The sequence below is a fragment of the Acinetobacter sp. genome (assembly GCF_041919735.1).
Classification (GTDB): domain Bacteria; phylum Pseudomonadota; class Gammaproteobacteria; order Pseudomonadales; family Moraxellaceae; genus Acinetobacter.
Genome location: NZ_JAYRTF010000034.1, coordinates 1 through 22,959, shown reverse-complemented (window position 1 = coordinate 22,959; position 22,959 = coordinate 1). Strand labels below are relative to the sequence as shown.

The following is a 22,959-nucleotide window of genomic DNA, read 5'->3' as shown; positions in this document are numbered from 1 at the left end:
TGGAACACTTGTATTTATACTAAATAATTCTGACTAATTTGGTTATGATTAATAAATTTTGCTTAATAAAAAAATAATATTGATGACTTATTAAACCAACTATTTTACTTGGTTTTGAGTGTTTTTAGGGTAATGGATGAAAATCTGCAATTTATTCTTGTTTGAAAATTCAAACAAAATTTGAACAATAAAAAAGGAACATGCATGTTCCTTTTTTATAAGAATGTTTCTAAGTGCAGAGGTCTGTCTTAGAAGTCGTAGCGCAAGCCTAGAGACAATGCAGTTGAGTTTTCATCTGCTACGCCGCTAACGCCATTGCCGAAGCTGCGGCCTTCTTTCCAAGGATTCAGCTTAGAGTTTTTATCGTTTAAAACAGTTGCTAAGTTACCGTATACACGCAGTGTACTGTCCAGTTTATGCTCAACACCGACACCAATCAGGTGCGCGTTTGCATCATCAGCATCGACATCGCGGTAGAAGTATTCGCCGCGTACAGATGTTTTAGGCGTAATTTTGTATTCGCCCGCTAAGCCGAAGACTTGTGCGTCAAGATTACGTTTGGAATCATCAAACTGGGCAATTTGGTACATTGCGCCTAAGTTAAATTCTTCTGTAAATTTATACGCGCCTGCAATACGGAAAGCATCACGGCTAGAGTCTATCGGAGCAGCTGCTGTGCCTACGTTTGTATTTGCTGCATTGTCTTCATATTTTTCATAAGCTGCTGCGAAGTCAATCGGGCCATTTTTATATGTTAACGCTAAATCATAAGCTTTATTATCATCTTTGCCTTCACCATTGCCTTCTCTTGGAATCTCTTTACCAGAGTTCATTGACATTGCAGCAAGGACGTTGAAACCGCCGCCGAATTTTGGTGATTTATATTCGATGGTGTTTTCGTTGCGTTCATCAAATTTCATATCACCGACACGCGTTACGTTGCGCACATCACCGACCATGTCGCCAAAGAAGTTGACTGGGCCGCGGGCTGCCTTAAATGGGCTGTCAAAACGGCCGACACGCGCTTGGCCATAAGTGTTGCTTTTTAAGCCGACAAATGTATCGCGGGTTGAAAAATTAACACCACTATCATCTTTAGAACCGCTGGCAAAGTTGATCTCTTGCTCAATTTGCGCGAAAACGTTCAAATCATCATTAATTTTTTGGTCAACTTTAAAGCCGAGACGTGATGAGTTAGAAGATAAGCCGACTTCGTTATAGTCTTTGCCATCATCTAAATAGTCTAAAGAAACATGTGCACGGCCATAGATTTTGACATCAGCAGCAGATGCCATTACCGGTGTAAGAATAGTTGCCCCGATTGCTAATGCACAGAGTGTTTTTTTCATTTGCAGCTCCATAAAAGACTGTACGTCTTATCAATTCGTCGATTTATCAGTAGCTTTGCTAAAAATAATTTCGCTATCTAATGGCGCTAAGTATTCCTTACAATTAAGACAGTTCTATTAAGGAAATATTTCAAAAATATTAAATTTAATCAGTGTGTTATTTTGATTATTTCATAATGTTTCAATTAAATTCCCTGAATAAACAGGTGTTTAGATATCCCTTGTTTGCAGTTTTATCTTATTGTCATATGGATGAGATATAAGAGCAGGCAGGCTGGGGAAGTGCCCGAAGCATAAAATCTGAAGCATAAAAAATGGAGCCGAAGCTCCATTTTTAAATTCTAAAATGCCGTGCGTTTTATGCAGTCGCCAGCGCCGCTTTGATGAGTTCTGCCTGCGCTTGAATTTTTTCCTGGTCTCCCATTTTTGCAGCATGACGGCCAAGTTCATGCACAGAAGTCGGGATCAGGTGGAAGTGCACATGCGGAACGGTTTGCCCTGCGGCTGCGCCTGAGAGCTGCATCAGCACAATGCCTTTCACATCCAGCGCAGTTTCCATTGCTTTTGCTACTTTTTGCACAATTTGAATGGTGTAGGCTGCTGCTTCTGGCGCAAGGTCAAGCAGGCTAATGGCTGGAGTTTTGGGAATGACCAGTGTATGGCCGTCTGCCTGAGGCATTATGTCCATAAATGCAAGGACTTGGTCATCTTCGTAGATTTTGATTGCTGGAAGTTCACCGCGTAAAATTCTTGCAAAAATGTTTTGATCATCATAAGCCATGGCTAAATTCCTTAAGCGTAATTGAATGTAATGGTTGAAAGCTGTTTTCAGCGATTATTTACAGTTCAATTCTTTCTGACGTTCCTTAATGGCGTCAAGACGCTGCTGCTCTTTTTCTGAGAATTTAGGCTTAGTTGTATAGCAATTGTCATTGCCGAACTTGGCTTTGGCCTCAGGGTCCTTAAAGCAGAATCCTTTAGATGCATAAATGACATCGTGATCATTCTTCAGCTTTTGGCATTCCTGTTCAGAAGCAAATGCTGCTGTAGACGCCCCAATTAAAGTGATTGCGCTCACCAGAGCGGCAACAGAAAATTTGTTCATGAGAGTTTCCTCTGTATATGTAACAATATGTATGACCATATCATCACAATATTAGGTTTCGTTATGATTATTCAATGGCGACTTATTACTCGATTGTAATTTTACTCCATGATTCGTACATTTTTACAGCACTGGAAAAGTCGCTATTTGGCGCAGCAGTATCATTGGCTGCCTGAATTAAACTTTGGGTTAATCCAATAATGGGCGCTGATAATTTTGCTTGGCGGATTAAGTCTACAGCAATCCCTGTATCTTTGGCTAATAGCGGCAGGGCAAAGGTCAGCGGGAAGCTGCGGTTGAGCACGCGCTGCGGCAAAATGGATTCGGTCGCATTGCTTTTTCCGCTGGAGGCGTTGATGCAATCCAGCGCTTCCGCCAAATTCACCCCATGCGCTTTTAAGGTTAAAGCGCCTTCGGCCGCCGCGCAAAGATTTACAGCCATTAACATATTGTTGACAGCTTTCACCGCAAAGCCTGCGCCAGAAGCGCCAACATGCTTGATCAGTTTGCCGACCGCCTGCATTGCCGGCAGGGCTTTTTCAAAGGCTTCGGCATCTCCGCCAACCATCACGGTTAATGCGGCATTTTCTGCCCCGATGGTTTGTCCGCTGACAGGCGCATCCAGATAATCCACATTTTGCGCTTTTAGCGCTGCGGCCAGCTGTTGTGCGGATTCAGGCACACCGCTGGTGCAATCGACCCAAATTGCGCCTGATTTAATTTTGACACTGGCAATTAACGCTTCGACATCGGCGCTGGTCGGCAGGCAGGAAAAAATGACATCGGCCTGTACCGCCTGATTTAATTCGACCGCCTGTGTGCCGTATTCAGCTGCATGCTGTTCTGCTTTATCGAAAGTGCGGTTCCAGACATAAACGGTATCAAAGTGTTTAGGCAAATGCGCCGCCATGCGGTAGCCCATTGCGCCCAAGCCGATGAATGCAGCTGATTGAATCATGATAAATCCCTAATGCTAATGATGTGTTTCGAGTAACGTCGATCTTTGCTTCAGCCAAGCGGCCAATTCAGGCCAAAATTCATTGGCGCTTTTTTGACTGGACATTAAGCCCAGATGCCCGCCAGGAATATGAGTAAACGTGACATCTGCACTGCTTGTCAATTCGCCTAAAGGCTTGCTGGCTTCGGCAGTAACAATTTGGTCGCTGGAACCTGCGCCAATCAATAAAGAGCAATTGATTTTTTTGAGCTCGATAATTTTATCTTTTAACTGGATTACACCTTGTTTCAGCGGGTTTTGCAGCCACAGGTTCAATACCATGTCCTGATTGATGCCGCCGGGGTAGTCAATCATGTTATTCAGAAAATCGCCCATGGTGGCATGTTCATAAACGGTTTGCGTGTTGGACAGATTAAGCAGGAACTGTTTTTGGCTGACGAACCAGCCTTTAGGATCCAATATTTTGAATCCCAGCGCGTTGATGGGCCCAGGGGTGTGGATGATGCGTTTGGGGATTTGCCCATTATAAATGGTGTCTTTGAGCGCGCGGCTGCGGGAAATGAGCTGATTGATGTTCTGAAACAGCTTGCCGACGCGGCCAGAGGCATAGCTGTCGATCGGGCTGCCGACGACAATCAGGTTTTTGACATGTTCGGGCTGGTGCAATGCGGTATATAAGGTGACAAAGATGCCGGCCATGCTCCAGCCGTGCAATGAAATATAGCGGCTGCCTGAATGCTGGCTGATTCTGTCGATGCAATGCGGAATCGCATCGTCAATAAAGGAGATGAAGTTCAGAAAGCGGTCTTGGTAAGTCAGCTTGGTCCATTCCACTAAATACACATCAAAGCCGCTGTGCTGAAAGTGCTTCACTAAGGAGCGGTAAGGATACAGGTCATAAATGGACATATTAATCGCTAGGGGCGCCACAAAGACCAGCGGCTCTGCATATTGTTTGTCCGGCGAAGCATAGTAGCGAACACGGCAGAACTTGTATTCATCAATCACTTCATATGGCGTGCTCTGCGAAAGCACCAGTGATTTTGCTTTAAATAAGCGGGCAGACAGATGCTTCATCTTTTTTTGTTGGCCAAGCCAGCTTTTTTTCAATGGGTGCATAATTGTAATTGACCTATGTCTATGCAGGTTTGATCGAAGTCTAAGCGATATTTGATTATTATGCCTTGACCTGAAATAGCTTAGACGCTCAAAATGTTGGCAATTATTAACAAAAGGCAGTCTAAAGGACTGAGTAATGCTGATGAGCCAACAAGACGACATTGAATACCAACTCGATACTTTAGCTATTCGCACTGGCCATACACGCACTTTTGAAGGCGAACACAGTGAACCGATTTTCTTAACTTCATCTTTTGTTTGCGAAAGCGCTGCAGATGCTGCGGCTAAGTTTTCTGGACAAATTGAAGGGAATACGTATTCACGCTATACCAATCCGACTGTGCATACGTTTGAAAAGCGTTTGGCGGTTTTGGACGGTGCAGAACGCGCAATCGCAACCAGTTCAGGTATGGCCGCCGTGCATGCAGTCACTTTGGCTTTTCTGAAAGCGGGCGATCATGTCGTTTGTTCACGGGCAGTATTCGGTTCAATTATTTCTCTGTTTGAGAAATATGTCATGAAGTTCGGCGTTGACGTTACTTTTGTTGATCTGGAAGATTTGGATGGCTGGGAAAAAGCCATTCGTCCGAATACGCGTTTATTGTTTATTGAAACACCGTCGAATCCATTGGCTCAAGTCGGCGACATGCAGGCGATTGCAGATATTGCGCATGCGCATGATGCTTTGTTTGCCGTGGATAATACGTTCTGCACGCCGGTATTGCAGCAGCCGATTAAATTTGGCGCAGACTTAATCATTTATTCATCAACCAAGTATATTGATGGCCAAGGCCGCGCATTAGGCGGCGCTGTGGTGGGCAATCATAAGCTGCTTGAAGGAATTAACGGCGTTATCCGCACTTTGGGCAACTCCATGAGCCCATTCAATGCCTGGGTTTTCTTAAAAGGCTTGGAAACACTCAGCCTGCGTATGAAAGCGCATTGCGCCAGCGCGCAAAAATTGGCCGAATGGCTGGATGCGCATCCAAAAGTTGAAAAAGTCTATTATGCAGGCCTGCCGAACCATGCTGGACATGAATTGGCGAAAAAACAGCAGTCGGGTTTTGGCGGCGTTGTATCCTTTGTGGTAAAAGGTGAACGTGAAGGCGCGTGGACGGTCATCGACAACACACGCTTCCTTTCAATCACCAGTAATTTAGGCGATGTAAAATCAACCATTACGCATCCTGCGACCACATCGCACGGCAGAATGTCTGCCGCCGCGAAACAGGCGGCAGGAATTAGTGAAGGTTTAATTCGTGTATCTGTTGGTTTAGAAGATATTGATGATATTATTCGCGATATTTCACGCGGTTTAGATTTGATCTAATTCAAATTCATTCAGCTTTAAATGATTCAGCTTGCGTCCGCGGCTGCGCTTGATCCTCAAAACCGGTGAAGCGCAGGGATGGATGCAAGGAATAAAAAATTTGTGTTCGGAGTATTTTATGAACATCAACATGTTGATGCAGCAAGCGCAGCGCATGCAAAAAGAAGTTGAAAGCAATATTAAAAAGGCTAAGGAAGAGCTTGCTCAAACTGAAGTGCATGCAGAAGCTGGCGGCGGTTTGGTCAAAGTGACCATGACATGCCGCAATGTAGTGAAACGCATTGAAATCAATCCTGAACTGCTTCAAGACGACGCAGACATGATTGAAGACTTGATTGCTGCAGCGATGAACGATGCTGCGCGTCAGGCGGAAGCGATTTCAGATGAAAAATTGAAATCTGCCAACTCTGGCATGGGCTTGCCGCCAGGCCTTTCAGGCTTGTTCTAAGGAATAGCGCTGCATGTTTAGTGATCGTTTTGATCAGCTGGTGCAGGCATTGCGCATTCTGCCGAGCGTTGGGCCAAAATCGGCCCAGCGCATGGCGCTGCACCTGATTATGAAAAATAAGGAAGGCGCAGTCGGTTTGGCGCATGCGCTGAACGAAGCGACCAGCTACATTCATGAGTGTTCAATTTGCCATTCGCTGACAGAAGATGAAGTGTGCAATATCTGTGTATCGCATGAGCGGGATGATCAAATCCTGTGTTTGGTCGAATCTCCTGCAGATGTGATGGCGATCGAGCAGAGCGGCAGCTTCCGCGGCAAATACCATGTTTTGGGCGGGCATCTTTCCCCCTTGGATGGTATCGGCCCTGATGAAATCGGCATTCCTTATTTGCTGCAGCGTTTATCTGACGGCACAGTCAAAGAAGTCATTCTGGCGACTAACGCGACAGTTGAAGGGCAGGCGACCGCGCATTATATTGTCGAAGCGGCCAAACATTTGCCTGTGCAGATGACCCGGATTGCTCAAGGTGTTCCGCAAGGCGGAGAACTTGAATATGTAGATAGCCATACGCTGAGCCAAGCGGTGCACAACCGCATGCGCATGAAGTAGATCTATTGCAAAAAAAGCCATTTATTAATATTTTTTTTCTATTAATAAATGGCTTTTTGAATAAAAAAACAAATATAATCGAAAACATATAATGAATATAATTTATTTTTTATCGATAAATATAATATATCGGTTAATATAACCGAAAAGAGCATCAAGCCAAAGCTGCATCATCTATGTATCAATTTATCCATCAGCAGCAAGATCTGCAAAATGTCCTTAATCTTATGGATCAAAGTTCCGTTTACGGGCTGGACACTGAATTTATCAAGGTGGATACCTTGTGGCCGAAATTAGGCGTTTTTCAGATTAACATTAATGGAAAAGTGTACTTGCTGGATGGCGCGGCTTTAGATTTATCTGAGTTTTGGAACAAACTGTTTCGCGCGCAGCAAAACGTCTTTCATGCCTGCAGTGAAGATATCGACCTTATCTATCATTATGCGCAGCACAAAACGCTTGCCAATGTTTTCGATACGCAAGTCGGCATGTCATTTTTAGGCCATGGCCTGCAAGTCAGCTACCAAAACGCGCTGAAAACCATGCTGAATGTGGATATTGAAAAAGATCAAACCCGTTCAGACTGGCTGGCGCGTCCATTAAGCCCCGAGCAGCTCATGTATGCCGCCAATGATGTTGAGTACATCATGCAGCTGTCCGATAAAGTCAAAGCGGAACTGTCCGAAAAGCATTTGCTGGATTGCGCGCTTGAAGACTGCAGAAATTTAACGTATGAAATCGGGCAGGAAACGCCAATTTCACAGCTTTATCATGATGTCGGCAATTACCGCAATTCACGCAAGCAATTGATGCAATTGCAGCAGCTGGCGGTTTGGCGCGAACAGATGGTGAAAGCGCTGAATCAGCCGCGCAGTTTTATTCTTAAAAATGCCACGATGCTGGACATGGTTGAGAATAATCCGCGCAATCATTTTCAGCTCAGCAATATAAAGGGCATCCGTCCGAATATCGTCCGCGAGCACGGAAAAACCATTTTGGATTTGCTGAAATTTTTGCCTGAGCAGGAAGAGTGGCCGCTGCGCATGGCCCGTCCAATCCGCCATTCGTCAAAAGACATTACGGACCGGGTGGATGCGGCGATCGAAAATATTTCTGCAGAGACGGAAGTGCCCAAAGAGGTGCTGATGCGCAAGAAATGGCTGAATGCGCTGTATCAGCATGTGGTCTTTCATAATGATGAGCAGGATTTGCCAGGCTACTTGCTGGGATGGCGCTATGACATCTTAACTAAACCGCTGATCGATGTGCTTTATTCGGATGAAGCCTACCTGTCCAAACAGATGAAAGTGCTGGACTGAATCTGGGAAACTTTGATTCAATATCTGCTGGATATTGATTAAAGATTTAGCATTTATACAAATTCACGACTGATGCGTTAATAATCACTAATGTATCAGTCTTTTTTTTGTTGTATGCTTTGCCTTGAGTTTTATGAGTACTGATTCAAATGCATTGTTCTATCTACAAATCGAGCAAAAAAGATGAAATGTATCTTTATGTTGTTCGTCCTGCTGAAAATGAAGCTGAAGCGTTCAATCCTTTAGAGATTCTGGCGGAGCCTGTTCGCGTTGCTTTTGGCCGCGCTGCATTTGTAATGCACTTGGAACTTAGTGAAACCCGTACGCTGGCGCGTGTAAATGTCTTGCATGTAATTGATTCGCTCTCCACCAAAGGCTTTTTCCTGCAAATGCCTCCTGAAGGCTTGATTAACCCGAATGCTGCGGAGCCTGAAGGCTTGCGCGGTGCATAAATCTATACGCTTAGGGATAAATCAGGAGTTGTGAAATGAATAGTTTATGGGCTTTGCTGGACTCGATTCCTGAAGACAGCATTGCAATAACGGTTTATCTTGCCGGCAGCCTGATTATTTTGGCAAGCTGGTATTCCATTGCAAAGCGTTTGCCGAATCCCCTGGGCGGGATCAGCTGGATTGTTGTATTTGCTGTGCTGCTGACACCAACGGTATCAGAGGGCAGCAATGCTTCTATTGCGCCGGCTATTTTTGGCTTGCTGTTCGGTTTATTAACCAAAGATCAGCCTTTGGTTTGGACCAATCTGTCTTTAATTTTATTTGTGATCGGCATTGGCTTTGTGATCGGCTTTTTCTGGACAAAGTTCAATGCAAATAAAGCTCACGCTGCACTAAACAAAAAAAGTTCACCGCTTTAAAGTAAAACAATAAGGGTTCGTATGTCTGTTGATGCTCAACACTTTTCAGGTACAGATCAGTACATTGCGACTGATAGTCTTAAACTTGCAGTCAAAGCCGCCCGCAGCCTGCAAAAACCGCTTTTGGTTAAAGGGGAGCCGGGTACAGGCAAAACGCTGCTGGCGGAACAAGTCGCAGAAAGCTTAGGCCTAAAGCTGATTACATGGCACATTAAGTCCACTACCAAAGCGCAGCAAGGCTTGTATGAGTATGACGCGGTATCGCGCTTGCGTGACAGCCAGCTGGGTGATGACCGCGTCTATGACATTAAAAACTACATCAAGCCGGGCAAGCTGTGGGAAGCATTTACCAGTGAAGAACGCTGCGTTTTGCTGATTGATGAGATTGATAAAGCCGACATCGAATTCCCGAACGATCTGCTGCACGAACTCGATAAAATGTCGTTCTATGTGTATGAAACAGGCGAGACTATTACTGCGGTTCAGCGCCCGATTGTCATCATCACCTCAAATAACGAAAAAGAACTGCCGGATGCCTTTTTGCGCCGCTGCTTCTTCCATTATATTGAGTTCCCGGATGAAGCGACCATGCGCGAAATCATCAATGTGCATTTTGAAAATATCTCAGGCACCTTGGTGAATGAAGCGCTGCAAGTGTTCTTTAAGCTGCGCCAGATTCCGGGCTTGAAAAAACCGCCTTCAACGTCTGAGCTGATTGACTGGTTGAGCTTATTGATGGCTGATGACATGCCGGAAGATATCCTGCGCAATTCCGATAAATCAAAATCAATTCCGCCGCTGTACGGTGCGCTGATTAAAAATGAGCAGGATGTTCAATTGCTGGAGCGTTTGGCCTTTATGTCGCGCCGATAAGCCATAATTGAAAGCATGCTGCAAGCCGCTAATGAATCATTGGCGGCTTTATTTTTGCCTGTTGAAATGCTTTATTTAGTCAATGAACTGATGCTTTAACACAGCGATAGATCCGAATAACTCCAAAGAATCAGTGGAAATGAATAACACCACTGAAGATGAAACTGCGGTAACGCAGTCCAGCGTGATGCCGCGCGGCATAGAACGATGCAAAGAACCGCTGCATTGGAATTGTGCATCCAGTGCAGGCATATGATTGAAGTTTTATTCAATTGCATCTGCATCATGAAGTTTGGTTGATTTAGAAAGACGCAAAGTTAAGCATAACTGAACTGTCAGTAGCTTCTTTTAACTTTACTTCACAGATTTGATTTTCGATAATGATCTGGCTATTACACTGCATTGTGAATGCTGATTTGAGCATGCGGCAGTAAATCAAAGATTAAATAATTGATAGAGATGGATATTATCCGCCATGTTTGTGCGTTTGTTTTATACCTTAAGAAAATACGGCGTACCCGTTTCTACGCGTGAACTGATTGATCTCAATGAGGCGGTGGCTTCCGGTTTGGTTTTTGCTGATCAGGACGAATTTTATCAGCTGGCGAAAACTGTCATGGTCAAAGATGAACGCTACTTTGATAAATTTGACCGCGCCATGAAAGACTATTTTGACGGCATTTCCACCTTCGATTTAGATGACTTGCTGAAGCAGGTGCACAAGCTGCCGAAAGATTGGTTTGATTTAGAATTATTAGAAAAGCACCTCACGCCTGAACAGCGTGAAGAATTAAAAAAAGCCGGTTCGCTGGAAGAGTTGATGAAAATGCTGGAAGAGCGACTGCGCGAACAGCATAAAAAGCATCAAGGCGGCAACCGCATGATCGGCACAGGCGGAACGTCACCCTTTGGTGCTTATGGCGATCATCCTGAAGGCGTGCGTATCGGCGGGCCGGGCCGTAAAAAATCTGCGGTCAAAGTGTGGGAACAGCGCCAATACCGGAATTTGGACGATGAGCAAATTCTTGGCAGCCGTCAAATGCAAATGGCGCTGCGCCGTTTGCGTAAATTTGCCCGCCAAGGCGCCGCTGAAGAGCTGGATATAGATGGCACAATCCGCGAGACAGCAAAACAGGGCGTTTTGGATGTGCAGCTGGTGCCTGAGCGCCGCAACCGCATTAAAGTGCTGATGCTGTTTGATGTGGGCGGTTCAATGGACTCGCATATCGCGCAGTGTGAGAAACTGTTCTCTGCGGCGAAGACTGAGTTTAAAACTTTAGAATATTTCTATTTCCATAACTGTCTGTATGATTATGTGTGGAAAGACAATATCCGCCGTTCAAATACCCGCATGAACACGTGGGATTTATTCAATACTTATGGGCGGGATTACCGTGTCATTGTGGTTGGCGATGCCAGTATGGCGCCCTACGAAGTGACTTCTGCAGGCGGTTCTGTAGAATATATGAATGATGAATCCGGTCAGGTTTGGTTGCAGCGCCTGCGCCAGCATTTTGACAAAACAGCTTGGCTCAATCCTGAAGAAGAAAGCTACTGGCATTACACACATACCATTGGCTTGATTAAGCAGATTTTTGAAAATCATATGTTCCCAATGACCTTAAAGGGGATTGAGGATATGACGAAATATTTAGCGCGCTGATTCCATTTTTCTATCAGTCGTTTTATCTATTGTTATTGGTGCTTTAAAATAATTTATTTTAGTATAAGCCTATGAATTTAGGCTTGAATATAGGGATTGGCATGGAACAGGAAATTAATGGCATCGCATTGCCAAATGCAGAAGGCTTTTTCGGCGCATATGGCGGTCAGTTTATCCCGCCAGATTTAAAACAGGCCATGGATGATATCAATACTGCTTATGAGCAAATCCGCCATACTGCAGAATTCCAAAATGAACTCAAAGATTTATTTGCGAATTATGTGGGCCGTCCGAGCCCGCTGTTTCATGCGAAGCGTCTGTCTGATCAATTGGGCGGCGCGCAAATTTACCTGAAGCGTGAAGATTTAAACCATACTGGCGCGCATAAAATCAACCACTGCCTAGGCGAAGCGCTGCTGGCAAAATATATGGGCAAAACCAAAGTCATTGCAGAAACCGGCGCGGGTCAGCATGGGGTAGCCTTGGCGACAGCTTGCGCGCTGGTCGGTATTCCGTGTGAAATTCACATGGGTCAAGTGGATATCGAAAAAGAGCATCCAAACGTGGTCAAAATGAAAATTTTGGGCGCAAATCTGATTTCTGTAACGCGCGGCACAGCAACGCTGAAAGATGCCGTCGACAGTGCTTTTGAAGAGTATTTAAAAGATCCGACCAACTATATTTATGCCATTGGTTCTGTGGTTGGCCCGCATCCATTTCCAATGATGGTGCGTGATTTCCAGGCGATTATCGGTGAAGAAATCAAAATGCAGACCAATGACCGTTTTGGCGCAAACCCGGACTATGTCGTCGCCTGTGTCGGCGGCGGTTCGAATGCAATGGGCGCGTTCACTGCATTTTTAAATGAAAACGATGTGAAGTTGGTTGGTGTAGAACCGGCAGGCCATGGCTTGGATACTGCGATGCACTCTGCAACGTTGACCTTGGGCAAGCCAAGTCAAATTCACGGCATGGCATGCTATGTATTGGAAAATGAGCAGGGTGAGCCGTTGCCGGTTCACTCCATTGCATCAGGTTTGGATTATCCGGGCGTAGGGCCGCAGCACAGCCTGCTGAAAGATCTGGGCCGCGTGGAATATACCACGGCAACTGATCAAGAGTGTCTGGATGCATTTATGACCTTGTCGCGCGTAGAAGGTATTGTTCCAGCTTTGGAAAGCTCGCATGCGGTGGCTTGGGCTTTGCGTGAAGCGCCAAAAATGGACAAAGAGATTAAGATCGTTGTGAACGTTTCAGGCCGCGGCGATAAAGATGCCGACTATGTCGCAGCCAAATTAGGTCTTAACTGATTATCAGTCCTAAAGTTCAGCTTACATTTTGAGTCTGAATGCCAAATATCCCAGCATTTGCTGGGATATTTTTTTAGCAATATACGCTATTTACAGTTTAGATAAGAATAAGCTTTAGTTTATTTGCATGGTGCGGCAGGGAGGATAATCATGCAAGGTGTTTGAATCATAATCTAAAGCATTAATTTGAATATACAGGGTGTGTTGAATGTCATTACAAATAATGGTTTTTTATGATAGTTGTTTTAATATCTGAGCGAAAAAAATCCTTTTCATTGAAAAGGATTCTTGTGTCGGTTTTTATTGAAATTAACCAGAAATATATTGCTGCAGCTGATCGATCAATTTCTTTTGATCTTCCATGGCTGCTTTCACTAAGTCACCAATCGAAATCAAGCCAAGCAATTTACTGTTTTCAACAACAGGCAAATGGCGCAAGTGCTTATCAGTCATCAATTCCAGGCAATCTTCAACCGTTGCGGTGCGGGTGATGGTTAAAACCTTTTCAGTCATAATCTGATTGACTGTAGTATTGAAAGATGTTCGCTCCATGAGTGCAATCTTGCGGGTATAGTCACGTTCTGAAAGGATGCCGACTACAGTGTCTTCATGAGTCACTACCAGCGCACCAACGCCTTTTTCAGCCATAATGGAAATGGCCTTTAAAACGGTTTCATTTGGCGCAATGGTGAAAATAGCTTGTTCTGATTTGTCCTGCAGTACTTGAGCAACTGTTGTCATTATCTGAGTCCCTTAAAGTTATTATTTGTTTTAACTTAACGCGAATATAAGAAAAAGCAAATACTCTTGCGTTCATTATTTCTATTCGATCTATCAATAAAGTGAAATTATAAGCATACGCTGGCGTTTAAGCGAAATGTGCGGTTTGTCCTGAGAAGAAAAAATGGCGCATCAGCTGCGTACTTAGTTTCAGTTTCTTTTGGCTGGTGGAGTTGTAAAGCGCTGGCGTGACGTTTAGGCGTGTCAATGTTGGCATCAGCGAATTTTCAAAATCCGCCGGGGTGATTTTCTTCGGCTGATAATTCGGCCAGTGTTTTTTCGCATATTTATGCGCTTGCAGGCCATTGAGCCAAAACGGAAAAATAAACTCATCACCGTCTTTGCTCATGGCCCAGCCGTCATGGTATAAACCCCATAACACGCCGCAATACATCATGGTTTTTAAGATAGTGATTTTAAAAATCATGTCCTTAGTGAAAGGGTGCAGCAGATTGAATTTCTGATAGAGCTTCATCATTGGTACTTTATACGCTGGTGTTTTGTCTATTCTAAAAAATACAGATGAAAATACTGTGTAAGCTTTGCTGAAAATCGTAAGCAAATATTTTTCTTAGACTTATTTTTGCAAATTGAGCATTCAGGAATCTGCTATTGAACAATGCAGCGGCAAAATCCTGAACCCTGAAAAATTCACATTTTAATGCTTCTGAGGATGAAATGATTTCTCGGTTTAGCCTGAAAGCAGGTTTGCATAAGGGAAACATGCTTAGGGCTAAAAATTGAGGCCGAAAAAAACGCCACCTAGGTGACGTTTGCTTACGCTTGCAATGTGGCCATTTTCTGCCAGTATTGCGCTTTGAGTGAGTCACGTTCTACGCGGAAACCTTGGTAATAAAGTTCTGCGAGAAACAATGCTGCTTTACCATGTCCAGCACGCGCAGCGCCTTCCAATTCTTTAACTGCATCTGAAAAATTCATTTGAGATTGAATTGTGTTTACTGCATTTGCATATACATGTTCTAAGTCATGCTGAGAGATTTGTTGCATCATATTAAAGTTACTCCTTATTCTAATTATGCTTACATCTGCCTACTTCAGATAGGTGCCTATTTCGCCCTATCAACTATTACTATAGCTAAGTATTATTAAATTAATATTACAATTAAGTGGAAAAGTCAATAAATTGTGTAAATTATTTTATGCATTTGACAGTTTACACGATTAAACAATGATCAAATGGAATTTTTATTAATATAACAAGATAAGAAGACGTAAACAATAAGGAGAAGTATGATGACTAGAACTTTAGATGGTTTAAATTTTGATATGCCTCCGACAGAGGAACAAATCATTGCTTTAGCGCATTTGCACAGGCAAAAGCTTGACGATGCGATTTTTCATCAGGAAATTCATTTGGGGGATTTCGGTTTAGCGCAGCGCAAGCGGGTCTATGACTTTACCCGTGAGCTGGATGTCGCGCAACGTGAAGATTTTTATGACTTATATAATGGTGAACTGCTGAGGATTGCGGACGATGATGATCTGCACCCAGCCCATGCGGAAGGCGGTGTCAGTATTTTTGCCGTGGTGATCGTTTTGGTGATTATTGCGATGATTATATATTTCGCTGTGATTCAGCATATCGTTCATTAATTGGGTCATTAGTGCAGGCATTTCGAATTGCGTGAGAAATAAGCAGTCCGACTTGAACTTATTGCAGCGCAGACATACACTACTTTGAATTCGAGGTAGTGTATGTCTATTGACTTCAAACGCATTCTTAAAAGTCTTCTTCAATTTAAATCCAATATAAAACTCGAACAGATATATAACATATTTGTCAGTTTCATTATTCTGCTGATTCTTCTTCTTAGTTTGCTGGCCCTGAATCGGCCAATCTCAATGCAAAAATTTCACAATGTCGTGATGCTGTCTGAACAGCAAAGCTGCCCCGGTTCGCAAGAGCTGGCCTTAAGCCTGCGTCAGCAAAATGAAGTGTCTATGGGGCAATATCTTAAATTGATGCATGCCTATCACGCTGAATCTGAGCGGGCGCACCAGCTTCCTGCATTGGCTGAGGAGTAGCCTTAGCCGCTGGAGTTGACGGTGTATTGGCCAGCGGCGGCTTTATTTTTTCGGCCTCAACCTCTTTAAGCGTCACGCTGTCCGGCTGTGAGCCGGAGTCCGGCCGCAAGTTGTTTTGTAAAATTTCATTGAGATGGGCTTTATCCAGTTCCTTGCTGACGACAATCAGCGTCAACTGTTCGGGGTGCAAATGCCTGCGTATGGCATTCTGCACATCGGCCGCGCTGACTTTTTCCAGCAATTTAGGATATTGATCCAAGTAATCCGCAGGCTCTGCATAAAATCCTAATAAGCCGAGCTGGGCGTTAATCGACGCGTTGCTGCTGTAGTTGTTGGGATAAGCGCGCAGCATGCCTGCTTTGACCTCTTTCAGCTGCTTAGGATCGATCGGCTGCTGAATAAAATCAGTTAAGGCCTTATGTGCAACTTGGATGCTGTCAATCAGCTGATCTTGCCGAGTTGAGTAGCTGAAACTGAATAAACCTGGTGATTGGCTGAAGCCGAATGAGCTGTATGCGCCATAGGTATAGCCGCGCTTTACGCGAAGCTCTTGCATGAGAATGGCATTAAAGCCGCCGCCGCCGAACATCTTATTGCCGACTTCCAGCGCTATTCGCTCGGGATCATTGCGTGTTGTGCCGAGCTGTCCAATCATCACGTGGGCCTGTTCGGAATCATAGGGCATGTGGACGATTTTCAATGCATTTTGCGCTTCTGGATTTGGCAATGGGGAGGCCTTTTCGCCTTGATTGATATTGCCGGCAATGCGTTCTGAGAGCTTGAGCGCCTCTTTTGCAGATAGTTTTCCAGTGATGGCGATATTCATGTTCTGAGCAACAATGAACTTGTCGCGAAACTGTTTCAGGTTTTCCGCTGTGATTTTCTTTAGGCTACCATTGGTGCCGGTAATGGGCTGTGCATACGGATGCGCGCCATAAATCTCACGGTAAAACCGGATGCTCATTAAACTGCTGGGGTTTTCCTGCAGCTGTTTCTGTCCAGTTTGGGTGTTGCTCAGCACCATCGAGATGCTGCTGTTTTTAAACGTTGCATTCTTTAAAACCTCCACCATCATGGCAAGCGCAGGTTCAAGCTTTTGCGGATCGGAAAGCACCCGAAGCTTGACAATAAACATATCTCGGTAGGCTTGAATGCTGAATTGCGCGCCGCTTTGCTCAAATACGCTGACAATTTGATTGGCTGTATATTTTTCGGTTCCTTCATCCATCAGTTTGGCGGCCATGTTGGATAAGCCGTATAAGCCTTTGCCGATTTCTAAATCACGCGCGGAGCCGGCATTAAACGTCAGCTGAATATCCACCATCGGCAAATCTTGCGATTCGACAAATAAAGTGCGCACATGGTAGCGGTTTTTTAAGTCCTGAACATAAGGGGCGCGGGATTCTTGCTGCTTTAAATTGCGCAAGCTCTGCAGCATGGGAATGGACTGCAGCTGACTGGGATTGTCATTGATGTCCGGTTCGGTATTTAAATAGGTATCAGTTTGTTCAGCAAAGCTTGAAACGCTGCAAGCCAGCAGGGCCATCATAAAAGGGGCTGTAATTTTTTGCATGCGGCGCTCCGTTATTTGGCTTTGGTTTCAGGCATTAAATACATCGTGCTCAGATTGTCTTTGACAAAATAAGCATTTGCGACGCCTTGAATATCTTGCGGGCTGACATTTTCATAATGTTTCGGCAACTCATCCATTAAGCGGAAACTCAGTCCATTGACTTCTAAATTGCCGATCATTTTGGCCTGTCCCGCAATATCATCCTGACTGTAAATTAAATTGGAAATAAAGCGGGTTGAAATTCGGGACACTTCTTGCGGGGCAACCAACTCCGTTTTAAGCAGATCCATTTCATTTTGAATGGCTTTTTGCGCGTCTTGCAGCGAAATGCCTTCGGCAGGCAAGGCGGAAATCGTAAATAGACTGTCGCCGCGGTTATATGGATCATACGATGCGCTGACTGCAGTCAGCAGTTTCTTATCGCGTACCAAGCGGTCTTGCAGGCGCGAGGAAATTCCGCTGTCTAAAATGCTGCGGATAATCGCCAATGCATAAGCATCTTGCGGATTTTTGGCGGTGGCTAAAGAACGGACATTCCAAGCCATATACAAATTCGGCACTTGCACGGAAGATTCTATTTCCATGTGGCGGTAGCCAACACGCTCGAATTCCAAAACATCATTGCGCGGCGGCGTTTTTTTTGTGGCGATGTCTCCAAAAAAATTTTGGACTTGGCGGATGGCCGCTTCTGACTCGACATCACCGACAATCACCAAAATGGCATTATTGGGCGTGTACCAGTCTTGATACCATTTTTTTAAATCATCCAATTGAATATTCTGCAGATTTTTCATATGGCCAATGATGGGCTGCCGGTAGTGGCTGGTGGGATAGGCAATCCATTTAAAGCGTTCAAAGGCTAAAGCGCGCGGGCTGTCATCTGTCCGCAGCCGCCGTTCTTCCATCACGACTTTCATTTCAGGCTCAAAATCCTGCTGGCGCAGCAGCAGATTGCTCATGCGGTCGGCTTCCAGCTCCAGCGCCATCGGAAAATATGTTTTGGGATACAGCTGATAATAATTGGTGTAATTGGTAAATGTCGCGGCGTTAATGCTGCCGCCGTAAATCCGGCTGAGGCGGGTGAATTCATCTTTAGGAACTTTATTGGTTCCTTTGAACATCATATGCTCCAACGCATGGGAAATGCCGAGCAGGTTGCCGGATTCATCACTGCTGCCGACTTTATACCAGATTTGCGTCATGACCATCGGTGAGCGGTGATCTTCACGGATAATGACTTTCAGGCCATTTTTAAGCGTGGTTTCAAAGGTGGTGCGCGACAGCTGGCCTCGGGTTTCAGCCTGTACGGCTGGGCTGATGAGGCTGAAGCAGAATAAGCTGGCGGATAAAATGCCGAAATTGAAAAAAGAGAAATAGGAGCGAGCGTGCATTAATTTTTTGGACACTGTGTTTCCAAGTTGAAACCCGTTATTTCGTACTATTGTTGAGAAACTCCGGAATGAACGCAAGTGCATGCTGTTGTTTTTTTGTGTGTTGCAGAATGAGGGGCGCCGAAAAGCTCAAAAATAAATAACTTATGCTAGAATCAGCTTTTTTTAACGCAATGCTTTTCAAGGATTCGGCATGCAACAGCAATCTAATGGGCAGAATAATTTTTTGATTGATGCTGATCTCGGAGATGATGATGTCACATTACCGAGTTTACCTGCGGTCAATGTGCCTATAACCGAAACACAAAAAGAGCAAGCCGCGGCTTCTGAGCCTGTCGCATCAGAAATGCAGCAAGAGCCTCAAGACGAACAGCAGGCAAAAGGCGGTTTCTTCAGCCGGATGAAAGACGGCTTGACCAAAACACGCAAAAACTTTACTGACGGTATGGTGAATATCCTGATCGGCGGTAAAGAAATTGATGATGAACTGCTGGAAGAGGTTGAGGAACAGCTTCTTGTTGCGGATATTGGTGTTGATGCAACCAAAACCATTATTGCGAATCTGACTGAACGGACTGCGCGCGGTGATTTGATTTATTCACACTCATTGTATAAAGCATTGCAGGAAGAATTGGTGGCTCTGCTGGCGCCGCGCGTCAAGCCGCTGCATATCGATCCAAACAAAAATCCATATGTGATTTTAGTGGTGGGTGTGAATGGCGTAGGCAAAACAACGACTATCGGCAAATTGGCTAAACGTTTGCAAGGCGAAGGTAAAAAAGTCATGCTTGCAGCGGGCGATACCTTCCGCGCTGCGGCGACTGAGCAGCTGCAAATTTGGGGCGAGCGCAATAATATTGCTGTTGTTGCGCAAGGCCATGGCGCTGACAGCGCATCGGTGATTTTTGATGCGTTTGAAAGCGCGCGCGCCAAAGGTGTAGATGTATTGATTGCTGATACCGCTGGCCGCCTGCACAATAAGAGCAATTTGATGCAGGAGCTGACCAAGGTTAAGCGCGTCATGCAGAAAATTGATGCAACAGCGCCGCATGAAGTCATGCTGGTTGTGGATGCCGGTACAGGCCAGAACGCAATTAATCAGGTTGAAATGTTTGATGAGGCTGTTGGCTTAACGGGCATTACAATCACCAAATTGGATGGTACGGCAAAAGGCGGGGTGCTGTTTAATATTGCAAGCCGGACACATGTGCCAATCCGCTTTATTGGCGTGGGTGAAAAAATTGATGATTTACGCCCATTCTCTGCCAAATCTTTTGTTGCCGCATTATTTGAAACGGAAAAGTAACTTTCTGCTGTTCTTTTTAGATATTGTGTGATGAATCACATAAACTCCGCTTAATGCGGAGTTTATTTATTTTGAGTTGACCGTTTGTTTTAAAAAGAATCAAAATAATAAAATAAGCCCATGAAATTAAATATAAATTTATTAAAATGAATAAAAATATTATTTATATTAATAAATGAATGCTGGGGGAAATGTGGAAATTTTTAATAAAATCGGCCAAGTGCTGACAGCCGATATAACCAAAGATTTTAAGCTGAAAAAAAGACATGAAGCTGAAACTTCAAAAATGACTTTTGTCGATCAGCTGAAAAAAAGGCGCAGTATCTATCATTTGGGGAAAAAAGTTCATTTTAGTCAATCGTATATTGCGTCACTGATTCAGGAAGCCGTACAGAGCTGCCCATCGGCATTTAATTCGCAGAGCACAAGAGTTGCTGTTTTGTTTGGTGATTCCCATCTGAAATTTTGGAATATTGTCAAAGAAGTGCAAAAAAGACATGTGCCCAGCACTGTATTTGAAGGTGTTGAGGTAAAAATAGATCAAATTATTGCGGCATACGGCACCGTGGTATTTTATGAAGATCAGGATGTGATTCATCACATGCAGAAGCAAATGCCTATCAGTGCAGAAGATTTTCCTGCCTGGTCGGAACAGACTTCCGGCATGGCGCAGTTTGCTGTTTGGACGGCTTTGGCGGATAGCGGTTTGGGCGCGTCGTTGCAGCACTATAATCCAGTGATCAATCAGGTGGTCGCGTCTTATTTTGATATTGCGCCAAATTGGCTGATGCGGGCGCAGCTGGTCTTTGGCTCTGTTGAGGCGTGGCCGGAAGAAAAAGAGCAGGATACGGATACCGATAAATTTAAAATATACGCATAAGCAGACCCCGAAAAATGCATTTTGAAATCTTGCTGGCTGTTCTATAGATAAAACACTATGTCATGTTTTTAAGCATGCGCATTGTGTAAGAATCGCTTATGATGAACTCATTGAATAAATGCAATGGAAAATAAAAAAGAGGTTTTTAATATGTCATTTTTAGATCAAATAAAACAGCGCCGTACCATTTATGCAATTGGTAGAAATGTAGCGCAAGAGCAGCAAGTCATTGAGCAAACGATTCAGGATGCTGTGCGTCACAGTCCATCCGCTTTCAACTCGCAAACTTCACGCATTGTGACCCTTTATGGCGCTTCGCATGTCAAATTTTGGAGTATTGTCCGTGAAGCCTTGCGCAAATTGGTTCCAGAGGGAGCCTTTGCAAATACTGATGCGAAAATCAGCGGTTTTGAAGCAGGTTATGGCACTGTGCTATTCTATGAAGATCAAGATGTTGTAAAAGCTATGCAAGAGCAGTTCGCTCTGTATGCTGATAATTTCCCTGTTTGGTCAGAGCATTCCACAGGCATTGCGCAATTTGCAGTTTGGACGGCATTAGCTGAACATCATATCGGTGCATCTTTACAGCATTACAATCCGGTTGTGGATGAAGAAACAGCCAAAGCATTTGATATTCCAGCAAACTGGAAATTACGTGCGCAATTGGTGTTTGGTTCGATTGAAGCGCCTGCAGGTGAAAAAACTTTCATGGAAAACGATGTGCGTTTTAAAAGCTTTAATTAAGTATAAGCAGTCTTTAATTAAGCAGTATTGAAATGCAACCAGTGAAGCAGATTAAAAAAGAGCACTTTAAGTGCTCTTTTTTTTGCGTACATTGTCATGTGATGTTTCTGCTGTTTTTGCATGGTCTTAAGTCTTGTTGTCATCAAATTGTCACCAATGCATAGCAGTATGCAATAAAATTTAAAAATGAATGAGCAAAGCAAGATGGCACTTAGATTAACCGCATTAATTTCGGCGTTGATGATGAGCGGCGCAGCATTTTCTGCAGTGACTGTAAAAGTTCCCGAAGAAATTAAAATTGTGGCTGTTGATGGGCAAGAACTTAACGGCGGGTTTTTATCTAAGAGCCAATATAAAATCAAAGCAGGTGAAAGCACCTTGAATGTGCGTTATTCCGGGTATTACCGCCATGCGGATAATTCACATGATATTTTAAGATCTGGCATTGTTTCTTTAAAAACGCCAGCCTTAACCGATGGCGAAACTTATAGTCTAGCCTTGCTGCAAGCGCCAAAAGATTTTGATGAGGCTCAAAAATATAAAGATCAGCCTATTTTTGGCTTGTATAACAAAGACCATCAATTAATTGCACAGCAAACCGGTTCGAAAGCGGAGCAGAAAAACTGGTTTAGTGAAAATTTGTTCGGAGACGAGCCTGTTGATGCTGCAAGCAATACATTAGCGCTAAATAAAGCAGCACAGTCAAATGCGGCGCCTATTGCAGCAAGCGCCTCAAATTCAGAACAGGCTCTGATTCAATTATGGAAGCAGTCTTCGAAGTCCGACCGACAGAAATTTATGGCTTGGCTGGCTGAGCAGTCAAACTAAGCTGCTGGCTATAAAATGCTGCAATTGAAGTTTTAAGGAAAAAGCCCAGTATTGACTGGGCTTTTCCATGCAGAGCATAAATAATTTCAAAAGAATGATCAGGAAATGCTTTGCACATGGCTCAAATGGGGCTATATTGATTATAAAATATACGTAAAAGTGTTTTTTGGTTGATAAATATACACTCAATCCAAATATTATAGAAAAATCTATAATAGGGCTTGTCTTTGTTTTAAAACCCTATAGAATACCCTGCATACCAACGCAGACAGCGAAACACTTAAGGTGTTGAGTTGCTTGATTGGTTATCTTTTTTGCTGACGAAGCATGAAGAAGATCATTAAGAGATTATGAAGAACAACTTGTGTGGATTTTTACTGGTTGATCGATCGAAATTATTTTCATTGATTGATGGTAGAAATTACTCGAAGTTTATTTGAGAAATTAAAGTCAGAA

At 44.0% G+C, this 22,959-nt stretch carries 24 protein-coding genes; 14 read left to right on the top strand and 10 right to left on the bottom strand.

Features of this window, described 5'->3' with window-relative positions:
• Positions 1 to 248 precede the first annotated feature (248 nt).
• From ACE3T3_RS15010 to ACE3T3_RS14990, 5 genes are all read right to left on the bottom strand, one after another.
• Complete coding sequence (locus ACE3T3_RS15010; RefSeq protein ID WP_374668336.1) at positions 249 to 1,349, bottom strand: porin; 1,101 nt, start codon at positions 1,347 to 1,349, stop codon at positions 249 to 251.
• A 358-nt stretch (positions 1,350 to 1,707) separates the two neighbouring features.
• Positions 1,708 to 2,130, bottom strand: a complete 423-nt coding sequence (locus tag ACE3T3_RS15005) for an HIT family protein (protein ID WP_374668334.1) — start codon at positions 2,128 to 2,130, stop codon at positions 1,708 to 1,710.
• 54 nt (positions 2,131 to 2,184) lie between these two features.
• Positions 2,185 to 2,454 carry a YARHG domain-containing protein gene (locus ACE3T3_RS15000; RefSeq protein ID WP_374668332.1) on the bottom strand — a complete coding sequence of 90 codons (270 nt, stop codon included), beginning with the start codon at positions 2,452 to 2,454 and terminating at the stop codon, positions 2,185 to 2,187.
• 85 nt (positions 2,455 to 2,539) lie between these two features.
• Complete coding sequence (locus ACE3T3_RS14995) at positions 2,540 to 3,412, bottom strand: NAD(P)-dependent oxidoreductase (protein ID WP_374668329.1); 873 nt, start codon at positions 3,410 to 3,412, stop codon at positions 2,540 to 2,542.
• Positions 3,413 to 3,427: 15 nt separating this feature from the next.
• Positions 3,428 to 4,531, bottom strand: a complete 1,104-nt coding sequence (locus tag ACE3T3_RS14990) for an alpha/beta fold hydrolase (protein ID WP_374668327.1) — start codon at positions 4,529 to 4,531, stop codon at positions 3,428 to 3,430.
• Positions 4,532 to 4,673: 142 nt separating this feature from the next.
• Between ACE3T3_RS14990 and ACE3T3_RS14985 the strand changes: the two genes are divergently transcribed.
• The 9 genes from ACE3T3_RS14985 (at position 4,674) to trpB (ending at position 12,955) form a co-directional block, all read left to right on the top strand.
• Entirely contained in the window at positions 4,674 to 5,861 is a 1,188-nt protein-coding gene (locus ACE3T3_RS14985) for an O-succinylhomoserine sulfhydrylase (RefSeq protein WP_374668325.1), read from the top strand.
• Between the two features lie 118 nt (positions 5,862 to 5,979).
• Positions 5,980 to 6,309 (top strand): YbaB/EbfC family nucleoid-associated protein, encoded by a 330-nt coding sequence (locus tag ACE3T3_RS14980; protein WP_374668323.1) that lies wholly within the window; start codon positions 5,980 to 5,982, stop codon positions 6,307 to 6,309.
• Positions 6,310 to 6,322: 13 nt separating this feature from the next.
• The gene (gene recR / locus ACE3T3_RS14975) at positions 6,323 to 6,919 is read left to right on the top strand and encodes a recombination mediator RecR (protein WP_374668321.1); all 597 of its coding nucleotides are present in this window, start codon (positions 6,323 to 6,325) and stop codon (positions 6,917 to 6,919) included.
• Between the two features lie 176 nt (positions 6,920 to 7,095).
• Positions 7,096 to 8,238, top strand: a complete 1,143-nt coding sequence (locus tag ACE3T3_RS14970) for a ribonuclease D (protein ID WP_374668320.1) — start codon at positions 7,096 to 7,098, stop codon at positions 8,236 to 8,238.
• A 149-nt stretch (positions 8,239 to 8,387) separates the two neighbouring features.
• On the top strand, positions 8,388 to 8,690 hold the full coding sequence (locus tag ACE3T3_RS14965; RefSeq protein ID WP_374668318.1) for a YcgL domain-containing protein: 303 nt from the start codon (positions 8,388 to 8,390) through the stop codon (positions 8,688 to 8,690).
• Positions 8,691 to 8,725: 35 nt separating this feature from the next.
• A complete protein-coding gene (locus ACE3T3_RS14960) occupies positions 8,726 to 9,109 on the top strand; it encodes a hypothetical protein (protein WP_374668316.1) in 384 nt (127 codons plus the stop codon).
• A 21-nt stretch (positions 9,110 to 9,130) separates the two neighbouring features.
• Positions 9,131 to 9,982: an AAA family ATPase gene (locus ACE3T3_RS14955; protein ID WP_374668314.1), complete on the top strand. Its 852-nt coding sequence runs from the start codon at positions 9,131 to 9,133 to the stop codon at positions 9,980 to 9,982.
• A 475-nt stretch (positions 9,983 to 10,457) separates the two neighbouring features.
• Entirely contained in the window at positions 10,458 to 11,645 is a 1,188-nt protein-coding gene (locus ACE3T3_RS14950; protein ID WP_374668312.1) for a VWA domain-containing protein, read from the top strand.
• Positions 11,646 to 11,746: 101 nt separating this feature from the next.
• Positions 11,747 to 12,955 carry a tryptophan synthase subunit beta gene (gene trpB / locus ACE3T3_RS14945; protein WP_374668310.1) on the top strand — a complete coding sequence of 403 codons (1,209 nt, stop codon included), beginning with the start codon at positions 11,747 to 11,749 and terminating at the stop codon, positions 12,953 to 12,955.
• Positions 12,956 to 13,264: 309 nt separating this feature from the next.
• Here the strand turns inward: trpB and ACE3T3_RS14940 are convergent, their stop codons facing one another.
• From ACE3T3_RS14940 to ACE3T3_RS14930, 3 genes are all read right to left on the bottom strand, one after another.
• Positions 13,265 to 13,696 carry a CBS domain-containing protein gene (locus tag ACE3T3_RS14940; protein WP_374668308.1) on the bottom strand — a complete coding sequence of 144 codons (432 nt, stop codon included), beginning with the start codon at positions 13,694 to 13,696 and terminating at the stop codon, positions 13,265 to 13,267.
• A gap of 127 nt (positions 13,697 to 13,823) precedes the next feature.
• Complete coding sequence (locus ACE3T3_RS14935) at positions 13,824 to 14,213, bottom strand: DUF2750 domain-containing protein (RefSeq protein WP_374668306.1); 390 nt, start codon at positions 14,211 to 14,213, stop codon at positions 13,824 to 13,826.
• 299 nt (positions 14,214 to 14,512) lie between these two features.
• Positions 14,513 to 14,746 (bottom strand): hypothetical protein, encoded by a 234-nt coding sequence (locus tag ACE3T3_RS14930; protein WP_374668304.1) that lies wholly within the window; start codon positions 14,744 to 14,746, stop codon positions 14,513 to 14,515.
• Between the two features lie 243 nt (positions 14,747 to 14,989).
• Here ACE3T3_RS14930 and ACE3T3_RS14925 point away from each other — a divergent pair, with 243 nt between their 5' ends.
• On the top strand, positions 14,990 to 15,349 hold the full coding sequence (locus ACE3T3_RS14925; RefSeq protein ID WP_374668301.1) for a hypothetical protein: 360 nt from the start codon (positions 14,990 to 14,992) through the stop codon (positions 15,347 to 15,349).
• A gap of 361 nt (positions 15,350 to 15,710) precedes the next feature.
• On the opposite strand, the gene ACE3T3_RS14920 is transcribed toward ACE3T3_RS14925, so the two are convergent.
• The gene (locus ACE3T3_RS14920; protein WP_374668299.1) at positions 15,711 to 17,354 is read right to left on the bottom strand and encodes a M16 family metallopeptidase; all 1,644 of its coding nucleotides are present in this window, start codon (positions 17,352 to 17,354) and stop codon (positions 15,711 to 15,713) included.
• Positions 17,355 to 17,365: 11 nt separating this feature from the next.
• A complete protein-coding gene (locus tag ACE3T3_RS14915; protein ID WP_374668338.1) occupies positions 17,366 to 18,745 on the bottom strand; it encodes a M16 family metallopeptidase in 1,380 nt (459 codons plus the stop codon).
• Between the two features lie 193 nt (positions 18,746 to 18,938).
• Between ACE3T3_RS14915 and ftsY the strand changes: the two genes are divergently transcribed.
• From ftsY to ACE3T3_RS14895, 4 genes are all read left to right on the top strand, one after another.
• Complete coding sequence (gene ftsY / locus ACE3T3_RS14910) at positions 18,939 to 20,051, top strand: signal recognition particle-docking protein FtsY (protein ID WP_374668297.1); 1,113 nt, start codon at positions 18,939 to 18,941, stop codon at positions 20,049 to 20,051.
• Between the two features lie 193 nt (positions 20,052 to 20,244).
• Entirely contained in the window at positions 20,245 to 20,931 is a 687-nt protein-coding gene (locus ACE3T3_RS14905) for a nitroreductase family protein (RefSeq protein WP_374668295.1), read from the top strand.
• 150 nt (positions 20,932 to 21,081) lie between these two features.
• Positions 21,082 to 21,675, top strand: a complete 594-nt coding sequence (locus tag ACE3T3_RS14900) for a nitroreductase family protein (protein ID WP_374668293.1) — start codon at positions 21,082 to 21,084, stop codon at positions 21,673 to 21,675.
• A gap of 204 nt (positions 21,676 to 21,879) precedes the next feature.
• Positions 21,880 to 22,503: a DUF2057 family protein gene (locus ACE3T3_RS14895; protein WP_374668291.1), complete on the top strand. Its 624-nt coding sequence runs from the start codon at positions 21,880 to 21,882 to the stop codon at positions 22,501 to 22,503.
• Positions 22,504 to 22,959 lie beyond the last annotated feature (456 nt).